The sequence below is a fragment of the Nitratireductor aquibiodomus genome, from assembly GCF_900105565.1.
Classification (GTDB): Bacteria; Pseudomonadota; Alphaproteobacteria; order Rhizobiales; family Rhizobiaceae; genus Nitratireductor; species Nitratireductor aquibiodomus.
This window is the reverse complement of sequence record NZ_FNSL01000001.1, coordinates 2,448,677-2,464,137: the sequence shown is the minus strand read 5'-3', so window position 1 is coordinate 2,464,137 and position 15,461 is coordinate 2,448,677. Positions and strand designations below refer to the sequence as shown.

Sequence of the window (15,461 nt, the reverse complement as noted above, 5' to 3'; positions counted from 1 at the left end):
CGAGGCTGTCGGCGTGGTGCGTGGTTCGACAAGCTCACGATGAGGAAGGTGGTATCGGGCAAGCCTGTTCATGAACATGACGGAGGGGTTTGCAGCCAATCCCGCCCCTCATGGTGAGCTTGTCGAACCACGCACTCCATCAATGCAACGGCGCATCATGCGCCGTGTTCGACGCAAGGAGACCCTGTTGCCAACCCTGACCGAAGGCGTGCGCCATCTACCGGGTTATCTCGACCGCGCAGCCCAGGAGGCGCTGGTGGCGGACATTCGCGCCGTGGTGCGCGAGGCACCGCTGTTTGTGCCTGCAATGCCCCGCACCGGCAGGGAGATGAGCGTGCGCATGACCAATTGCGGCGCGCTCGGCTGGGTTACGGACAAGGAGCGCGGCTACCGCTATCAGGCGATGCATCCCGTGACCGGAAAACCCTGGCCGCCCATTCCGGCACGGCTGCTCGCGCTTTGGGACGAGGTGGCGGATTTTCCCGCTCCGCCCGAAGCCTGCCTTGTCAATCACTACACCGAAGCGGCCAAAATGGGCCTTCACCAGGACCGCGACGAAGAAGCCTTCGCAGCACCGGTGGTTTCCGTATCGCTTGGCGACACATGCCTCTTTCGCGTCGGCGGCACAACACGCGGCGACAGAACCGTTTCCGTCAAGCTTCAGTCCGGCGATGTGGTGGTGCTCGGCGGGGCAGGGCGGCTGGCCTTTCACGGTGTTGACCGCATTTATCCGGGCACGTCGACACTGCTTTCAGCGCCCGGACGCATCAATCTCACGCTGCGCCGGGTTACAGCTTCCTGAGCGCGACCTCTTCTGTCAGATGGTTGGCGCCCTTGCGCAGGATCAGATCGGCGCGCGGTCTGGTCGGCAGGATGTTTTCGCGCAGGTTCTTCAGATTGATGTTCTCCCAGAGCTGCTCGGCAATGGCGAGCGCGGCGTTGGGCTTCAGCGCGGCATAGCGGTGGAAAAAGGACTCCGGATTCTGGAACGCCGTTTCGCGCAGCCGCATGAAACGGTCGACATACCATTGATGGATCAGATCTTCCGGTGCGTCGATATAGATGGAGAAATCGAAGAAATCCGACACCACGGGGACGGCTGCCCCATCCTGCGGAAGATCGCGTGTCTGCAGGACATTGATGCCCTCGAAGATCAGAATATCCGGCCGGTCTATGGTTCGGAATTCGCCCGGCAGAACATCGTAGGTCAAGTGCGAGTAAAGCGGCGCCTGGACATTTGGCAGGCCGGCCTTGATGGCCGAAAGAAACCGCAGGACCGCCCCGACATCGTAGCTTTCGGGAAAGCCCTTCCGTTCCATCAGATTTTCGCGGCGCAGGATCTCGTTCGGATAGAGGAAACCATCGGTCGTCACCAGATCGACCTTGGGGCTGGATGGCCAGCGGGTGAGGAGTTCCTGCAAAACGCGCGCCGTGGTCGATTTGCCGACGGCCACCGAACCGGCGATGCCAATGATGAAGGGGGATTTGACCACGTCTTCCGAATCGAAAAACACCTGCCTCTGCCGGAACAGGAGTTGCGTGGCTTCCACGTGGGCCGAGAGCAGGCGCGACATGGAAAGATAGATCCGGCGCACCTCCTCCAGATCGACCGGGTCGTTCAGCGAACGCAGCCGCCGAACCTCGTCCTCGGTCAGCGTGAGCGGCGTATCGGCGTGAAACTTCGCCCATTTCTCGGCGCTGAAAATGCGATAGGGGGAGTACTTCTCCCCTGAGACAAGCTGGTCCATGAAGTTCGCGGCCCCCTTCCTTGCCGCCATGGCTGTCTTTGTGCTCTCGGTCATGCGTCGAATGATGCCATCCCGCGCAGAAACGATCTATCCCTTTCGGGATGCCTTCTCCTCAACGCCCGAACGTGCGGTGCGGCGCTCGAGCTCTTCCATTACCTCATTGAGCGAAACGCCTTCCAGCGCCAGGACCACGAGCCAATGATAAAGAAGATCGGCACTTTCGGAAATCAGCTCCCGCCTGTCACGCGAGACGGCGGCGATCACCGTTTCAACGGCTTCTTCGCCCAGCTTCTGCGCTGCTTTGGGCGTGCCCTTTGCAAACAGTCTGGCGGTCCAGGAGTTTTCATCGCCCGAGCGAGCGCGCTCGGCGATGATGGCTTCCAGACGGGTGAGGTCGAACTGGCTCATGCCTGCTCCGGGGTCTGTGCGGGATCGAGCCGCATGGGAATGCCCGCCGAGGCCATATATGCCTTGGCCTCGCCGATCGTGTAGGTGCCGAAATGAAAGATCGAAGCGGCCAGCACGGCACTGGCATGGCCCTCGCGTACGCCTTCGACGAGGTGATCGAGCGTACCGACGCCGCCGGAAGCGATCACCGGCGCACGCACCGCATCGGCTACAGCGCGGGTCAGCGGAATGTTGTAGCCCGCTTTGGTGCCGTCGCGGTCCATGGAGGTGAGCAGGATCTCGCCGGCACCGAGATCCACCACCTTTCGCGCGAACTCCACCGCATCGATGCCGGTCGGTGTGCGCCCGCCATGGGTGAATATCTCCCAGCGCAGCGGTTCGCCTTCGCCAGAGACCTGCTTGGCGTCTATCGCCACGACAATGCACTGATCGCCGAACTTGTCGGCAGCGCGGGCCACGAGTTCCGGGTCCTTCACGGCCGCCGTGTTGATCGAAACCTTGTCGGCTCCGGCGAGCAGAAGCCTGCGAATGTCCGCAACCTCGCGCACGCCACCGCCCACCGTCAGCGGCATGAAGCACTGCTCGGCGGTGCGCGCCACCACGTCGAAGATCGTTTCGCGGTTGTCGCTGGAGGCGGTGATGTCAAGGAAGCAGAGTTCGTCCGCGCCGGCGGCATCATAGGCCTTGGCCGCTTCCACCGGATCGCCGGCATCGATCAGATCGACGAAATTAACACCTTTGACGACGCGACCGCCCTTCACATCGAGACAGGGGATAACGCGGGCTTTGAGGGTCATTTGTTCACTTTACACACAACTTTAAGTTCCATTAGCCTTGCCAGATGGATTCTCGATCTGCTGACAGCGAATACATATTCTATGCCGATGAGAGTGGCGATCACTCACTGAGATCCATCGATCCAGCCTATCCCGTATTTTCTTTGTCTCTTTGCGGTTTCAAGAAAACCACCTATTGCAGCCGCATCGTTCCCCGGTTTCAGGCCCTGAAATTCCGATATTTCGGGCACGATGCAATCATTCTTCACGAGCACGACATCCGCAAACAGAATGGCGCTTTCCGGATATTGACCGACCGTGTTGTCAGGGAAAGTTTTCTCGACGATCTTTCCGATTGCCTCACCAATGCGCGGTTCAAAATCTTCAGCACCGTGATTTACAAGCCGGACCTGAAGCTGGATCTCTTTCCCGAGAATCCCTACGCCATCTCCCTTCGCATCAGTCTCCAGCATGTGTGCGGTTTTCTGAAACGAAATGGACAATTTGGCAAGCGAACCTACTTCATTTTCGAGAAGCGCGGCACCAAGGAAGACGGAGAACTGGAGCTCGAGTTTCGCCGGATCGTGTCTGGCCAAAACGATCTTTCCCTTCCACTGGACCGATTTGAGATTGTCTTTTGCGACAAGAAGGCCAATTCGACGGGAATGCAGATCGCCGATCTCACAGCGCGCCCGATTGGATTAAGCGTTTTCAGGAAAAATCAGACAAACCGGGCGTTTGAACTGATCCGCGGCAAACTCCATCGAGGTCGACGTTACAGTCGACCGAACCAGGGCATCATCGTGCCATAAAAGCGAAAGGCCTCGGATTACTCCAAGGCCCGACGCCGACCGGGAAACCCCAATCCATTTAACTTCAATATAGGGCATCGCCCAAAAATGTCAAGAAAACAGAAGTGATTCCAACCGGTTATGGAAATCGAAGCAAGTGATTCTTTTTGCTGAGAAAATGACTTCTATCCGTTTTTCTGCAGAATTCTCAACGCCTCCGCCGGATCGATCCGCCCGTCATAAAGCGCGCGGCCGGAGATTGCGCCTTCGAGCTTCGCCGCGTCGGGCATGGTCATGCGCACGATATCGGCTATGGAGGCGAGGCCGCCCGAGGCGATCACGGGGATGGAGACCGCATCGGCAAGCTCGATGGTCGATTCCCAGTTGATGCCGGTCAGAACACCGTCCCGGTCGATATCCGTGTAGATGATGGCGGCGACGCCCGCGCCCTCGAACCGGCGGGCCAGTTCGATGGCTGAAAGATCGGAGGTTTCCGCCCAGCCTTCCACTGCCACCTTGCCGCCGCGCGCATCGATGCCGACGGCGATCCTGCCCGGAAACGCCCTGCAGGCTTCCTTCACCAGATCGGGATCGCGCACCGCCACGGTACCGAGGATCACGCGTGACAGGCCCTTATCGAGCCAGGCCTCGATATGGGCGAGCGTGCGGATGCCGCCACCGAGCTGCACCGGGTTTTTCGTCGCTTTCAGGATCGCCTCGACGGCATCGCCATTGACGCTCGCGCCGGCGAAAGCGCCATTCAGGTCAACCACATGCAGCCATTCGAAGCCCTGCTCTTCAAAGCTGCGGGCCTGCGCGGCGGGGTCGGTGTTGTAGACCGTCGCCTCGTCCATGTCGCCCAGTTTGAGCCGAACGCACTGGCCGTCTTTCAGGTCGATGGCGGGAAAAAGGATCATGTGTCAGACGCCTTCGATGATGCTGAGCCTGGCTTTTGAAACGGGTTGCCGGAATGTGATCGCATGCTGGTATTCCGGCGAGTGGTAGCAGGCGAGCGCCTGCTCATAGGACGCGAACTCGATGACCACCTGACGGTCGCCCGTCGGTTCCTCCGGCGCGACCGACTGCCCGCCCCGCACCAGAAATTTTGCGCCGTACCTCTCGAAGGCCGCAGCGTTGGCTTCGATATATTTCCTGTAGCCCTCGAGGTCGGCGATCTCGACCTGCGCGACCCAGTAACCTTTTTTGTCCGCTCCACTCATCATGGCCTCCAGCGCAGGAAATTGGCGATCAGGGCCAGGCCAAGCGCCTGGCTCTTTTCCGGGTGGAACTGCGTGCCCACCAGATTGTCCCGCGCGACCGTTGCGGTGATCGGCCCGCCATAGTCAGCGGTGGCGAGAATCTCGGCCTCTTTGCGCGCGTCGAGGTGATAGGAATGCACGAAATAGGCGTGCAGACCGTCGGCTCCGGTGGGGATGCCATCGAAGACCGGGTGCGAATGTTTCACGTGAATCGTGTTCCAGCCGATCTGCGGGATCTTCAGTTTCGGGTCGGACGGGGTCATCTCGACCACATCTCCGGCAATCCAGCCGAGCCCTTCTGTGACCGTCTTCTCCAGCCCGCGTTCGCTCATAAGCTGCATACCGACGCAGATGCCGAGAAAGGGCCGCGCCTGATGGATGGCGACATCCGTGATCGCCTCGACCATGCCCGGCACCGCATCGAGCCCCCGCCGGCAGTCGGCATAGGCACCCACGCCCGGTAGAACGATGCGGTCCGCAGTGCGGACGGCATCGGCATCCGCCGTCACGGCGATCTCGGCCGCGATGCCGTTTTCACGTGCGGCACGCTCGAAGGCCTTGGCGGCCGAGCGCAGATTGCCCGAACCGTAATCGATGATCGCAACCTTCATGGTCAGCGCGCTCCGGGATATGTAAAGAGACCGAGTGCGGGTTCGCTGGCACGGCCCGGGCCTCTCGCCGGTGCCGGCCTTTCGCTCAGGGCAGGGGGCGACGGCTCGTTCCGGGCTTCCGCCTTGTCGGAGAGAAGGCCGGCCATGAACCGGGTTTCGGCCTCGTTGCGGCCTGCTGCATCGACAACACCCCATTCGCGCCAGCCGCGCCTCTCAAGCATGGCAACACGCAGATTGCGTGCCTCCAGCGCGAGGAAGAACGACAGACAGAGCGATGCCACCGTTGCCGTTACGGACCAGCCTTCCAGTGTCCCAAGCGCGCCGATGACGAGCGCAGCAGCAAGGGCAGCCAGCGCTTCCAGCCACATGCGATGCCAGAGAAACCACAGAAACGGCATGATGAAAGCCAGAAACGCAAAGCCGTCGCGTATGAGGACTGCCTGTTCCAGATCACCCTCGGGCGGCTCCATCACCACATAGCTTGCCATCGGCCTATCCCTTCAGGCTGCCCTTGGTGGAGGGCACCGCGTTGCCCTGGCGCGGGTCGGCCTCGCAGGCCGTGCGCAACACACGCGCCACCGCCTTGAAGCAGGTCTCGGCGATGTGGTGGCTGTTGGCGCCGTAATGGTTGGTCACGTGCAGGGTGATGCCGGCATTCTGCGCCAGCGCCTGAAAGAATTCGCGCACCAGCTCGGTGTCGAACGTGCCGATCTTCTGGGTCGGAAAATCCACGTCCCAGACGAGAAAGGGGCGGCCTGAAACATCAATTGCGGCGCGCGTCAGGCATTCGTCCATGGCAAGATCGAGTGAGGCATAGCGCGTGATGCCGCGCCGCTCGCCCAGCGCCTCCGAAATGGCCTTGCCCAGAGCAATACCGCAATCCTCGACCGTGTGGTGATCGTCGATGTGCAGATCGCCATCGGCCTTTACCGTCATGTCGATCAGCGAATGGCGGGAAAGCTGCTCCAGCATATGGTCGAAAAAGCCCACGCCGGTGGCCACCTCAAAGCGGCCTTCGCCGTCGATATCCACTTTGACGACAATGGCCGTCTCGTTGGTCTTGCGGCTGATTTCGGCGGTGCGCGTCTTGCTGGAAGCCATGGTCTTTCCCTTTGCGCTGCGTGAAGGCCAGCCTTCTAGCAGCATGTTCGGGCAGCGCCAAGCACTCTCACCAATCTCGTCTCTCGCGTTTGCATTCCACGTTGTTCAACTTACATATTCGCTCTGACGGTGCCGTGCCTTATCGGGCGGCGCGAAAAGGAGTGTGCGATGAGCGACGAAAAATCCATGCACGCCACGACAATCGTCACTGTGCGCAAAGGCGGCAGGGTGGTGATTGCCGGAGACGGGCAGGTCAGCCTGGGCAATACCGTGATGAAGGGCAATGCACGCAAGGTGCGGCGCATCGGCAAGGGCAATGTGATTGCCGGCTTTGCCGGGGCGACGGCCGATGCCTTCACCCTTCTGGAGCGGCTGGAGGCCAAGCTGGAACAGTATCCCGAGCAGCTGATGCGCGCCTGTGTCGAGCTGGCCAAGGACTGGCGCACCGACCGCTATCTGCGCCGGCTCGAGGCGATGATGCTGGTCGCCGACAAGAACATCACCCTGGCGCTGACGGGCAATGGCGACGTTCTGGAGCCAGAAGGGGGCATCATGGCCATCGGTTCCGGCGGCAATTTTGCACTCGCTGCGGCGCGTGCGCTCGCCGACACCGACAAGGACGCCGAAGAGATCGCCCGCAGGGCGATGGAGATCGCCGCATCCATCTGCATCTACACCAATGACAATGTCGTGGTGGAAACGCTCGATGCCGAGTGAACCGGACCAGATAGATATTATCCCGGTCACGGCCGGGCACTATCCGCTCCTTCTCGACTGGCTCCACCAGCCGCATGTGCGCGAATGGTGGGGCGATCCCGACACGGAGCTGGCCCATATCCGCGACATGGTGGAAGGCCGGGACACGACACGGCCTTTCGTGATCCGTCTCGACGGAAAGCCCATCGGTTACATCCAGTACTGGTTCGTTGCCGACAACAGGAGCCCGGATATCCTTGAAAAGGACCCATGGGTGAGCGAACTGCCGGAAGATGCCGTGGGCGTGGATCTGACCATCGGCGAGGCGGAACTTCTTTCCAGGGGCGTTGGCAGCCGCGCCGTCAGGCTGATGGTCCGACGGCTGCTCGATGCAGGCCACGCCAGCATCATCATCGATCCGGATCGTGAAAACCGCCGCGCCGTGCGCGCCTATGAGAAGGCGGGCTTTCGCCCGATCCCTCATCTTGAAGGCCGCACCGGGAGCGTGCTCATCATGCAATACGACAAGAACAACGAGACGAACACATGACCACATTTTCCCCGCGCGAGATCGTCTCCGAACTCGATCGCTACATCATCGGCCAGAAAGACGCCAAGCGCGCCGTGGCCATTGCGCTGCGTAACCGCTGGCGACGCCAGCAGCTCGAGCCGGAGCTGCGCGAAGAGGTGATGCCGAAAAACATCCTCATGATCGGCCCCACCGGCGTCGGCAAGACCGAGATTTCCAGGCGTCTGGCCAAGCTCGCCGGCGCGCCCTTCGTCAAAGTCGAGGCTACGAAATTCACCGAGGTCGGCTATGTGGGCCGCGATGTGGAGCAGATCATCCGTGATCTGGTCGAGGTGTCGATCGGTCTGACCCGCGAGAAGATGCGCGAGAATGTCAGGGCCCGCGCCCACATGAACGCCGAAGAGCGCGTGCTTGAGGCGCTGGTGGGCAAAACTGCCAGCCCTGCCACCAAAGACAGCTTTCGCCAGAAGCTGCGCAACGGGGAGCTGGACGACAAGGAAATCGAGGTGGAGGTCTCCGATTCAGGAGGCGGCATGCCCGGTTTCGAGCTTCCCGGCATGCCAGGCGCCAATATCGGCGTTCTGAACATCAATGACATGCTGCAGAAGGCCATGGGCGGCCAGCAGACCAAAAAACGCAAGACGACCGTCAAGGAATCCTACGAGTTGTTGATTGCCGACGAATCCGACAAGCTGCTCGACCAGGACGAAGTGACCCACCGGGCGCTGGAATCGGCGCAGAATGACGGCATCGTCTTCCTCGACGAGATCGACAAGATCGCCACCCGCGAGGGCGGCGTGGGGGCCGGCGTCTCGCGCGAAGGCGTGCAGCGCGACCTGCTTCCATTGGTGGAGGGTACCACCGTCGCCACGAAATACGGGCCGGTGAAAACCGACCATATTCTCTTTATCGCCTCAGGTGCGTTCCACGTTTCCAAGCCGTCGGACCTTCTGCCCGAGCTTCAGGGCCGTCTGCCGATCCGCGTTGAACTGCGGGCACTGGAGAAAGACGATTTCCGCCGCATCCTGACGGAAACCGAGGCGAGCCTCATCAAACAGTATGTGGCCCTGATGGAAACGGAGGGCGTGATGCTCGAATTCACCGATGACGCCATCGACCGGCTGGCGGCCATTGCCGTCGATCTCAATGCGACGGTCGAGAACATCGGCGCACGCAGACTGCAGACGGTGATGGAGCGAGTTCTCGACGACATTTCGTTCGATGCGCCGGACCGCTCCGGCAGCGCCTTAAAAATCGATGCAGGCTATGTCGATGAAAATGTCGGCGACCTGGCCAGGAACACGGACCTTTCGCGCTTCATTCTTTAGTCGCGGACTGAATTCATTGCCCTGCCATCCCCGCACCGGCAGGGCAATGAAGCCGGCTTTTCAAGTGTGACATCTCTGCCGCGGTCACGGCGTCATCGCGCTCTGGCCGCGAATGTCTCTCGACTTGGTGCCAGGCTTTGCCTAATTTGCCCGCAATCCAGAAAAAAAGAACGACTCGGGGGCGCAAGCAGCGCGACATGGCATCACGGGCTCGATTGGTTATCGGCATTTGTGTCGGCTTGCTCGGCGCGGGTTCCCTGCCCGTGGCGGCGGCAAAGCTTGTGCCCGAGGGCAACCGCAATGCCGAGCAGCCGCCCATACCCGGTGTTTCGGCCAAGCGCACCAGATCCGCGCAGACCACCTATGACGCCAAATATGGCAAGGTCTATCAGCTTCTGAAAAACGACAGCGGGCTGGTTTCCAAGATCCGTTCCATTTCCGCCAGCTATCAGATCGATCCCGTGCATATGGTGGGGGCCATCGTTGGCGAACATACTTACAATGTGGACGCCTATGACCGGCTGCAAACCTACTATGTGAAAGCGGTCTCCTACCTGAAGAGCGATTTTTCCTTCTCCCATGCCGGTGAGACCGTCGGTCAGTTCATCGAACGGCCGGAATTCGCCGAGTGCGAAAAGGAGAAGGGCAGCTACGATCTGTGGTCTTGCCGTGAAGCGGTGTGGGACAAGGCGTTTCGCGGCAAGAGCGTGGACGGGACGAAATGGCCGAACGACCGCTTCGGTGCCGTGTTCTTCCAGCCCTTCTACGCCGGCCAGACCTTCGGCATCGGTCAGCTCAACCCGCTGACCGCGCTCAAGATGACCGACATGGTGCACAAGGTGTCCGGTTTCAGGCGGATCAGCCATGACAATCCGCAGGAAGTCTACCAGACGATCATGGACCCGGATAAGTCACTCGCCTATGTCGCGGCGACGGTAAAAAAATCGATCAGCGCCTATAAGCGCATTGCGGATTTCGACATTTCCGGAAACCCCGGCATCACCGCAACGCTATACAATCTCGGTAATCCCGAAGCGCGTGCTGCACGGCTTGCAGCCGAAAACCGCATTCTCCGGGCAAAGGGCCAGCGGGTAAAGCTTCCCGAAGAGAACTATTACGGCTGGCTGGTGAACGACAAACTGGATGAGCTGAAGGCGCTGTTCCAGGACTCCTGAGCTAACACCGGCAGGATTTTCTACTTTTTTCCGGTCGCACGGTCGCCGGTAATGGCGCGGAGTTGCTTCAGAAGCAGGGTGACCTCGGCGTTCTTCATAGAAGCGATATGCGCCGCCAGAAGATTGGCGAGTTCGGTTGCCTCGGGTGCGAGCCTGGCCGTGTCCACGACAACGCGCGGATGGGAAAGCTCGGCAATGCGCTGCATCTCATCCGCCTCGTCCCAGATCACATTGAAGTAACCGATGATCTTCTGGATCATCGCCCAGTTGGGCGGGCTCGCACGACCATGTTCCAGCGAAGAAAGATAGGCTGCGCTCACACCGATGGACGCCGCCATCTCCTTCTGGCTGACACCGCGCTCCCTGCGGAGCTGGCGGATTTTCTCACCGAGCGGCGTCACATCCCGCTCCCGTGCCTGCGCTTCAGGCGAATATAGAATGCACCGCCGCCGCCATGCCGGCGGCTGGCCTGATCGATCCCGCTGACAAGCGGCGAAAACGGCGGCGTCGCAAGCCATTGCGGAAGGGCGCGCCGCAACACGCCATCGCTGCCGAAGGAAGCTCCCTTGCCGGTGATCACGAGCACATGACGCACGCCATCGGCATGGGCGCGGCTCAGGAATGAGAGGAGGAGACTGTGCGCCTCGGACTGGGTCAGCCCGTGCAGGTCCACGCGCCCCTCCAGAGCGAGCCGGCCGCGCGCGAGCTTGGTGTGCGTGGGTTTATCTATCCGCCGCGTCGGATGCGCTTTCGCCGGGGGCGCGTTGTTCTGCTGCGAAGCGCCTGCCGGAGCCTTGCTGCCGGTGTCCTGCGCAACGAGGCGGGTCAACTCGGCCATGGTGTCATCGGTCGGTTCCGGCGGGTCCTCGAGCACCTTGCCCTTTAGCGGCTCGGTTGTGCGCGCCACTCGGTTCCACAGGATGCGGTCTTCCATGCTCAGCCGTTTCGGTGTGTGGCTGGTCATCGATCAGCCTCCCAGAAGCCCGCGCGGAACCAGCGCATAGAAATCCGCTTTGTGGCGGATCACGCCGGCGATCTCGCCTGCTGCTGCGCCACTGCCAATGAAGAGATCGGCCCGCGCGGGCCCCGTGATCGCCGAGCCCGTATCCTGTGCGATCATCAGGCGCCGGAAGGGCTGACCATCGACCGCATCGAGTTCGGGCGCGTCGATGAAGAACGGAGTCCCGAATGTGTGCAAAAGCCGGTCGACCGCTATGGAGCGTCCCGCTGCAAGCTGCACCTTGGCGGCGGCTACGGGTCCGAGTTCGGGGGCCCCGGCATCGCTCTCACGAAAAAAGATAAATGAGCGATTTTGCCACAGAATCTCGTCAATCCGGCCCGGATTTTCCGAAAACCAGGCGCGAATGCTCTGCATTGTGACCGTTTCAGGCGCAAGCTCGCCACGGTCGATCAGAACCCTGCCAGCGCCGGTGAAAGGGTGGCCCGATTTGGCGGCATAAGTCACACGCATGGCCGAACCGTCGTCAAGCCGCAGCCGTGCCGCGCCCTGGACGTGGATGAAATAGGCATCCACCCTGTTGTCGAGCCAGACAAGCTCCAGCCCCTGGCCCGCCAGTGCTCCGCGGTCGATAGCGCCGCGGTCGTGATACGCCACGAGGCCGGCATCCGTCTTTCTGGCGAAGGCGAAATAAGGGTCAAGACCGGGAGGTCGATTGTCTTCATCGACATCAACCAGATCGTCGGGGCGCTTATAAAGCGGGACGCAGAATCGCTCCGTCCTGATGCGCGAGGCTTCCACTTCCGGTTCATAATACCCGGTCACGAAGCCGGGCCCGCCATCCTCCGCCCGTATGCGGCAGGGGATGAAATGATTTTCGAAGAAGGCGCGGGCCGCCCGCTCATCGGCATCCGGCATGGCGCGGGCTGCCCTGTGCGCCGGGGCAAATGCGGAAAGGGCGATGCCAAGAGCGCCCGAGCGATAGGGCTTTATCTCAACTCGTTCGGCCGAGCGGGCAAAGGCATGAAAGGCGGACAGGACCGAATCCTGCCGCCAGCCCGGAATTTTATCGAACGAAACCCGCTCGAGGGTTGGCGAAAGCGCCGCAGGCGGCGCGGCCGTGCACGACGCTCCGCCAGACAAGGATCAATCCTCGGCTTCCGTGGCGACGAGCTTCCAGTTGGGATCGCGGGAGCGCGTATCGCGCGCGAAAGTCCAGACATCCTTGACTTCAGCGACGGTTTCCGGATCGCCATCGATCACCTCGCCGGCGCTGTCGCGCGTGGCGGAAATCAGCTCACTGACGATGCGCAGTGTGACATGTGCCTCAGAGCCCTTCATCTCGGCTGCAATGATCGTCATGTCGTCAATGCCGACAAAGGAGGATTCAATCTTTTCGCTGCGCTTTTCACGCTCGTCGATGGCAGCGACGAAACCCTCATAGACCTCGCGGGAGAGCAGGTTCTTCAGCGTGCGGCGGTCGCCATCGGCATAGGCCATCACGATCATCTCGTAGGCCATCTTCGCGCCCTCGACAAAACTCTTGGGAGCGAAGGATGCGTCGGCATCCCGGATGGCGCGCATGCCCTTGTTCAGATCGGTGCCGGGCTTCGCCGCCTTGTCGATGTCGGCATAGGTCTGGTCCGGTTCCGCTGCGCCCTTGCGGCGCGGGAGGGACACCACGTTTTCACCATTGGAGGACTGTTCCTTACGGGACGCATTGCGCCCGGCCGTATAGGGGTCGAACGGCGGACGCTCATTGCCCGTGCGCCGGCCCAGCACGTTGCGCAACTGGAAAAAGATCACCACAGCGGCAATCAGAAAGAAAATTGTGCCGAAATCGAAGAATTCCATAACGTCCAGCCAAACGAGCCACTGTGTTCCACAGCGCCTGCCGGCTCAGGGCAGGCGCAGAGGCGACGGCATCCCGTCCCTACCGGAAATCATATAGAACGCAGGGAGCCATCATTCAAATTATCGGTCAGAATACCTATGTTTTCCCAACTGGCCAGCATGGAACGGCCAGAAACAGCTTAAACACGCAACAAGGCTAACAGGTTCGTGCGCTTTTCCATTGTTCCCTTCCTGCTCCTCGCCATTCCGCTTGCCGAGATCGCCATGTTTGTGGTGGTCGGCAGCCAGATCGGCGTGTTTCCCACACTGGGCCTCGTGCTGGTAACAGCCATCGCCGGCTCCATACTCCTGAGAATCCAGGGGTTCGGGGTTGTGCGCCGCATTCAGGAAACCATGAATGAGGGCGGTGTGCCCGGCCGTGACCTGGTGCATGGCATGATGATCATGGTGGCCGGCGTGCTGCTTCTCACGCCCGGTTTCATCACCGATACGCTCGGTTTTCTCCTCTTCGTGCCAGCCATCCGCGATGCAGGCTGGAAATTTCTTCGCAGCCGGATCGTCATCCTCGGCGGCCCGGCACCAGCCGGAGGCCGGCACGCAAACCCTCATGGGCGCGATACCGGGCCGCAGACCATCGATCTTTCTGCAGACGATTACAGCGAATCCGGCGACGAGAATTCGCCCTGGCGCAAACCGGACCGCGAATAGAGCATCGGACCGAAAAGTGGAATCCGGTTTTCGGTTTATTCCGATGCTCCACTTATAATTTAGATCGTCCTTTGTGCGTCCGGATGGACGCACGGCGATCCAGGGGCTACCCCGCCGCGCCTTGTCATGCGCCGAAGCCCATGCTAGCGAGCAGGCAAATCTTAAAGGGGAGCCGCGCGGCTGCCAAACCACGCTCGAGGAAAAACGCATGGCCAAGAAACCAGAAGAAAAGACCGAAGCTGCAAAGGCCGGCAACGGCGCCCAGCCCTCTCTGAACGTGCTGACCCAGTATGTGAAGGATCTTTCCTTTGAAAGCCCGGGTGCACCGCAGTCGCTGCGCGGCCGTTCCGAAGCACCGGCGATCAACATCAATGTCAACGTCAACGCCAATCCGCTCGGCGATACGGACTACGACGTTGTTTTGACGCTCAATGCCAAGGCTGAGGCCGAGGGCAAGGTTCTTTTCAACGTCGAGCTGGTCTATGGCGGCGTTTTCCGCGTTGCCGGTTTCCCGCAGGAGCACATGCTGCCGGTTCTCTTCATCGAGTGCCCGCGTCTGCTCTTCCCGTTTGCCCGCCAGGTCATTGCCGATACGACGCGCGCCGGCGGCTTCCCTCCGCTGATGATCGATCCAATCGATTTTGCCCGCATGTTCCAGCAGCGCGTTGCCGAGGAACAGGCAAAGGGTCAGGTTCAGGTTTCCTGAACCAGCGATTTTTCAGGATTTTTGGGCGGGGCGGTGCTTTCGGGCGCCGCCCTGTTTCATTTGAGCCGAATCTCTCCTGCCGCGTCCATGTTTTCAGGCGCGAAAAGTATGCCAGAGTGCCTTTTCGCCAAGCTTCTCCACCAGCGCTTCATGCGCTGCGCGCTCGGCTTCGCTGATCCGTGGAGGCAAGGGGGTCGGCCTTGCTGACACGGTCATGGAAGCCCGGTCCGTATCGCCCCTCGCATCGTCACCGCCGGTGGAAATTTCAAGACCGAGAGCCGCCTGTTTTCCGCCGATCAGCTCAATATAGACTTCGGCAAGAAGTTCGGCATCGAGCAGGGCGCCGTGCTTGGTGCGGTGGCTGTTGTCGATCCCGTAGCGGCGGCAGAGCGCATCGAGCGAATTCGGGCCCATCGGGTGTTTGCGCCGGGCGATCGCCAGTGTGTCGACGACCAGACCCGGATCCACCGGCGGCACGCCGAGCCGGTCGAATTCTGCGTTGATGAAGCCAATGTCGAAATTGGCGTTGTGCGCAACGAGCTTTGCGCCATCGATGAATTCGAGGAATTCTTCGAGAATTGCTCCAAACACCGGTTTGTCTGCCAGATCGGCATCGGAAATGCCGTGAACCGCCTGGGCTTCAGGGTGAACGGAGCGCCCCTGCGCATTGATGAAATGGTGCAGCGTGCGGCCGGTGGGAAAGCGGTTGTCCAGCTCGACACAGCCAAGCTCGATCACCCGGTCTTCGTTGGAATCTAGGCCTGTGGTTTCCGTATCAAAAACGATTTCGCGCATTCTTCCGCTCCGAAGGTC

21 protein-coding genes are annotated in these 15,461 nt (G+C 60.8%); 8 read left to right on the top strand and 13 right to left on the bottom strand.

The window, feature by feature from the left end; all coding sequences use genetic code 11:
• Positions 1–187 precede the first annotated feature (187 nt).
• Positions 188–802 carry an alpha-ketoglutarate-dependent dioxygenase AlkB family protein gene (locus tag BLW55_RS11770; protein WP_025029299.1) on the top strand — a complete coding sequence of 205 codons (615 nt, stop codon included), beginning with the start codon at positions 188–190 and terminating at the stop codon, positions 800–802.
• On the opposite strand, the gene coaA is transcribed toward BLW55_RS11770, so the two are convergent.
• The 3 genes from coaA to hisF form a co-directional block, all read right to left on the bottom strand.
• On the bottom strand, positions 789–1,748 hold the full coding sequence (coaA, locus tag BLW55_RS11765; RefSeq protein ID WP_244509167.1) for a type I pantothenate kinase: 960 nt from the start codon (positions 1,746–1,748) through the stop codon (positions 789–791). The two genes, BLW55_RS11770 and coaA, sit on opposite strands and share 14 nt — an antisense overlap.
• Positions 1,749–1,835: 87 nt before the next feature.
• Positions 1,836–2,156, bottom strand: coding sequence for a phosphoribosyl-ATP diphosphatase (locus BLW55_RS11760; protein WP_090328933.1), 321 nt, complete (start codon positions 2,154–2,156; stop codon positions 1,836–1,838).
• Positions 2,153–2,953, bottom strand: coding sequence for an imidazole glycerol phosphate synthase subunit HisF (hisF, locus tag BLW55_RS11755; protein WP_090328932.1), 801 nt, complete (start codon positions 2,951–2,953; stop codon positions 2,153–2,155). Before hisF ends, BLW55_RS11760 begins: the two co-directional genes overlap by 4 nt.
• A 44-nt stretch (positions 2,954–2,997) precedes the next feature.
• Between hisF and BLW55_RS21100 the strand changes: the two genes are divergently transcribed.
• Positions 2,998–3,744, top strand: coding sequence for a DUF3800 domain-containing protein (locus tag BLW55_RS21100; protein WP_090328931.1), 747 nt, complete (start codon positions 2,998–3,000; stop codon positions 3,742–3,744).
• A gap of 164 nt (positions 3,745–3,908) precedes the next feature.
• On the opposite strand, the gene hisA is transcribed toward BLW55_RS21100, so the two are convergent.
• From hisA to hisB, 5 genes are read right to left on the bottom strand one after another with little or no spacing between them, the layout of a single operon-like run.
• Positions 3,909–4,640 (bottom strand): 1-(5-phosphoribosyl)-5-[(5-phosphoribosylamino)methylideneamino]imidazole-4-carboxamide isomerase, encoded by a 732-nt coding sequence (hisA, locus tag BLW55_RS11745; RefSeq protein ID WP_090328930.1) that lies wholly within the window; start codon positions 4,638–4,640, stop codon positions 3,909–3,911.
• A 3-nt stretch (positions 4,641–4,643) separates the two neighbouring features.
• Entirely contained in the window at positions 4,644–4,943 is a 300-nt protein-coding gene (locus BLW55_RS11740; protein WP_090328929.1) for a DUF1330 domain-containing protein, read from the bottom strand.
• Positions 4,943–5,593 carry an imidazole glycerol phosphate synthase subunit HisH gene (gene hisH, locus BLW55_RS11735; protein WP_090328928.1) on the bottom strand — a complete coding sequence of 217 codons (651 nt, stop codon included), beginning with the start codon at positions 5,591–5,593 and terminating at the stop codon, positions 4,943–4,945. Before hisH ends, BLW55_RS11740 begins: the two co-directional genes overlap by 1 nt.
• 2 nt (positions 5,594–5,595) lie before the next feature.
• A complete protein-coding gene (locus tag BLW55_RS11730) occupies positions 5,596–6,081 on the bottom strand; it encodes a DUF2628 domain-containing protein (RefSeq protein ID WP_090328927.1) in 486 nt (161 codons plus the stop codon).
• Between the two features lie 4 nt (positions 6,082–6,085).
• The gene (hisB, locus tag BLW55_RS11725) at positions 6,086–6,694 is read right to left on the bottom strand and encodes an imidazoleglycerol-phosphate dehydratase HisB (RefSeq protein WP_007009115.1); all 609 of its coding nucleotides are present in this window, start codon (positions 6,692–6,694) and stop codon (positions 6,086–6,088) included.
• 168 nt (positions 6,695–6,862) lie between these two features.
• Here hisB and hslV point away from each other — a divergent pair, with 168 nt between their 5' ends.
• The 4 genes from hslV (at position 6,863) to BLW55_RS11705 (ending at position 10,422) form a co-directional block, all read left to right on the top strand.
• A complete protein-coding gene (gene hslV / locus BLW55_RS11720; protein WP_007009116.1) occupies positions 6,863–7,411 on the top strand; it encodes an ATP-dependent protease subunit HslV in 549 nt (182 codons plus the stop codon).
• Complete coding sequence (locus tag BLW55_RS11715; protein WP_025029306.1) at positions 7,401–7,940, top strand: GNAT family N-acetyltransferase; 540 nt, start codon at positions 7,401–7,403, stop codon at positions 7,938–7,940. Before hslV ends, BLW55_RS11715 begins: the two co-directional genes overlap by 11 nt.
• A complete protein-coding gene (gene hslU, locus BLW55_RS11710) occupies positions 7,937–9,247 on the top strand; it encodes an ATP-dependent protease ATPase subunit HslU (protein ID WP_025029307.1) in 1,311 nt (436 codons plus the stop codon). Before BLW55_RS11715 ends, hslU begins: the two co-directional genes overlap by 4 nt.
• Positions 9,248–9,444: 197 nt before the next feature.
• A complete protein-coding gene (locus BLW55_RS11705; RefSeq protein ID WP_090328926.1) occupies positions 9,445–10,422 on the top strand; it encodes a DUF1402 family protein in 978 nt (325 codons plus the stop codon).
• Between the two features lie 20 nt (positions 10,423–10,442).
• Here BLW55_RS11705 and BLW55_RS11700 read toward each other — a convergent pair whose 3' ends face one another.
• From BLW55_RS11700 to BLW55_RS11685, 4 genes are read right to left on the bottom strand one after another with little or no spacing between them, the layout of a single operon-like run.
• Complete coding sequence (locus tag BLW55_RS11700; protein WP_007009120.1) at positions 10,443–10,823, bottom strand: helix-turn-helix domain-containing protein; 381 nt, start codon at positions 10,821–10,823, stop codon at positions 10,443–10,445.
• The gene (locus BLW55_RS11695) at positions 10,820–11,386 is read right to left on the bottom strand and encodes a Smr/MutS family protein (protein ID WP_007009121.1); all 567 of its coding nucleotides are present in this window, start codon (positions 11,384–11,386) and stop codon (positions 10,820–10,822) included. Before BLW55_RS11695 ends, BLW55_RS11700 begins: the two co-directional genes overlap by 4 nt.
• A 3-nt stretch (positions 11,387–11,389) precedes the next feature.
• On the bottom strand, positions 11,390–12,523 hold the full coding sequence (gene mltA / locus BLW55_RS11690; protein WP_090328925.1) for a murein transglycosylase A: 1,134 nt from the start codon (positions 12,521–12,523) through the stop codon (positions 11,390–11,392).
• 3 nt (positions 12,524–12,526) lie between these two features.
• Entirely contained in the window at positions 12,527–13,234 is a 708-nt protein-coding gene (locus BLW55_RS11685; RefSeq protein WP_007009125.1) for a Tim44/TimA family putative adaptor protein, read from the bottom strand.
• Between the two features lie 207 nt (positions 13,235–13,441).
• Between BLW55_RS11685 and BLW55_RS11680 the strand changes: the two genes are divergently transcribed.
• Complete coding sequence (locus tag BLW55_RS11680) at positions 13,442–13,942, top strand: FxsA family protein (protein WP_007009126.1); 501 nt, start codon at positions 13,442–13,444, stop codon at positions 13,940–13,942.
• A 208-nt stretch (positions 13,943–14,150) separates the two neighbouring features.
• Positions 14,151–14,648 (top strand): protein-export chaperone SecB, encoded by a 498-nt coding sequence (secB, locus tag BLW55_RS11675; protein WP_007009127.1) that lies wholly within the window; start codon positions 14,151–14,153, stop codon positions 14,646–14,648.
• 93 nt (positions 14,649–14,741) lie between these two features.
• Here the strand turns inward: secB and dnaQ are convergent, their stop codons facing one another.
• Positions 14,742–15,443: a DNA polymerase III subunit epsilon gene (dnaQ, locus tag BLW55_RS11670; protein WP_090328924.1), complete on the bottom strand. Its 702-nt coding sequence runs from the start codon at positions 15,441–15,443 to the stop codon at positions 14,742–14,744.
• Positions 15,444–15,461: the final 18 nt, after the last annotated feature.

What these genes read in the sequence shown, in the direction of transcription:
- BLW55_RS11685 (WP_007009125.1), bottom strand. Translation starts at nt 13,234, where the DNA reads ATGGAATTCTTCGATTTCGGCACAATTTTCTTTCTGATTGCCGCTGTG.
- BLW55_RS11760 (WP_090328933.1), bottom strand. Translation starts at nt 2,156, where the DNA reads ATGAGCCAGTTCGACCTCACCCGTCTGGAAGCCATCATCGCCGAGCGC.
- dnaQ (WP_090328924.1), bottom strand. Translation starts at nt 15,443, where the DNA reads ATGCGCGAAATCGTTTTTGATACGGAAACCACAGGCCTAGATTCCAAC.
- hslU (WP_025029307.1), top strand. Translation starts at nt 7,937, where the DNA reads ATGACCACATTTTCCCCGCGCGAGATCGTCTCCGAACTCGATCGCTAC.
- BLW55_RS11715 (WP_025029306.1), top strand. Translation starts at nt 7,401, where the DNA reads ATGCCGAGTGAACCGGACCAGATAGATATTATCCCGGTCACGGCCGGG.
- coaA (WP_244509167.1), bottom strand. Translation starts at nt 1,748, where the DNA reads ATGGACCAGCTTGTCTCAGGGGAGAAGTACTCCCCCTATCGCATTTTC.
- hisH (WP_090328928.1), bottom strand. Translation starts at nt 5,593, where the DNA reads ATGAAGGTTGCGATCATCGATTACGGTTCGGGCAATCTGCGCTCGGCC.
- BLW55_RS11740 (WP_090328929.1), bottom strand. Translation starts at nt 4,943, where the DNA reads ATGAGTGGAGCGGACAAAAAAGGTTACTGGGTCGCGCAGGTCGAGATC.
- hisB (WP_007009115.1), bottom strand. Translation starts at nt 6,694, where the DNA reads ATGGCTTCCAGCAAGACGCGCACCGCCGAAATCAGCCGCAAGACCAAC.
- BLW55_RS11695 (WP_007009121.1), bottom strand. Translation starts at nt 11,386, where the DNA reads ATGACCAGCCACACACCGAAACGGCTGAGCATGGAAGACCGCATCCTG.
- hisF (WP_090328932.1), bottom strand. Translation starts at nt 2,953, where the DNA reads ATGACCCTCAAAGCCCGCGTTATCCCCTGTCTCGATGTGAAGGGCGGT.
- BLW55_RS21100 (WP_090328931.1), top strand. Translation starts at nt 2,998, where the DNA reads ATGGATTCTCGATCTGCTGACAGCGAATACATATTCTATGCCGATGAG.
- BLW55_RS11705 (WP_090328926.1), top strand. Translation starts at nt 9,445, where the DNA reads ATGGCATCACGGGCTCGATTGGTTATCGGCATTTGTGTCGGCTTGCTC.
- BLW55_RS11730 (WP_090328927.1), bottom strand. Translation starts at nt 6,081, where the DNA reads ATGGCAAGCTATGTGGTGATGGAGCCGCCCGAGGGTGATCTGGAACAG.
- hisA (WP_090328930.1), bottom strand. Translation starts at nt 4,640, where the DNA reads ATGATCCTTTTTCCCGCCATCGACCTGAAAGACGGCCAGTGCGTTCGG.
- secB (WP_007009127.1), top strand. Translation starts at nt 14,151, where the DNA reads ATGGCCAAGAAACCAGAAGAAAAGACCGAAGCTGCAAAGGCCGGCAAC.
- hslV (WP_007009116.1), top strand. Translation starts at nt 6,863, where the DNA reads ATGAGCGACGAAAAATCCATGCACGCCACGACAATCGTCACTGTGCGC.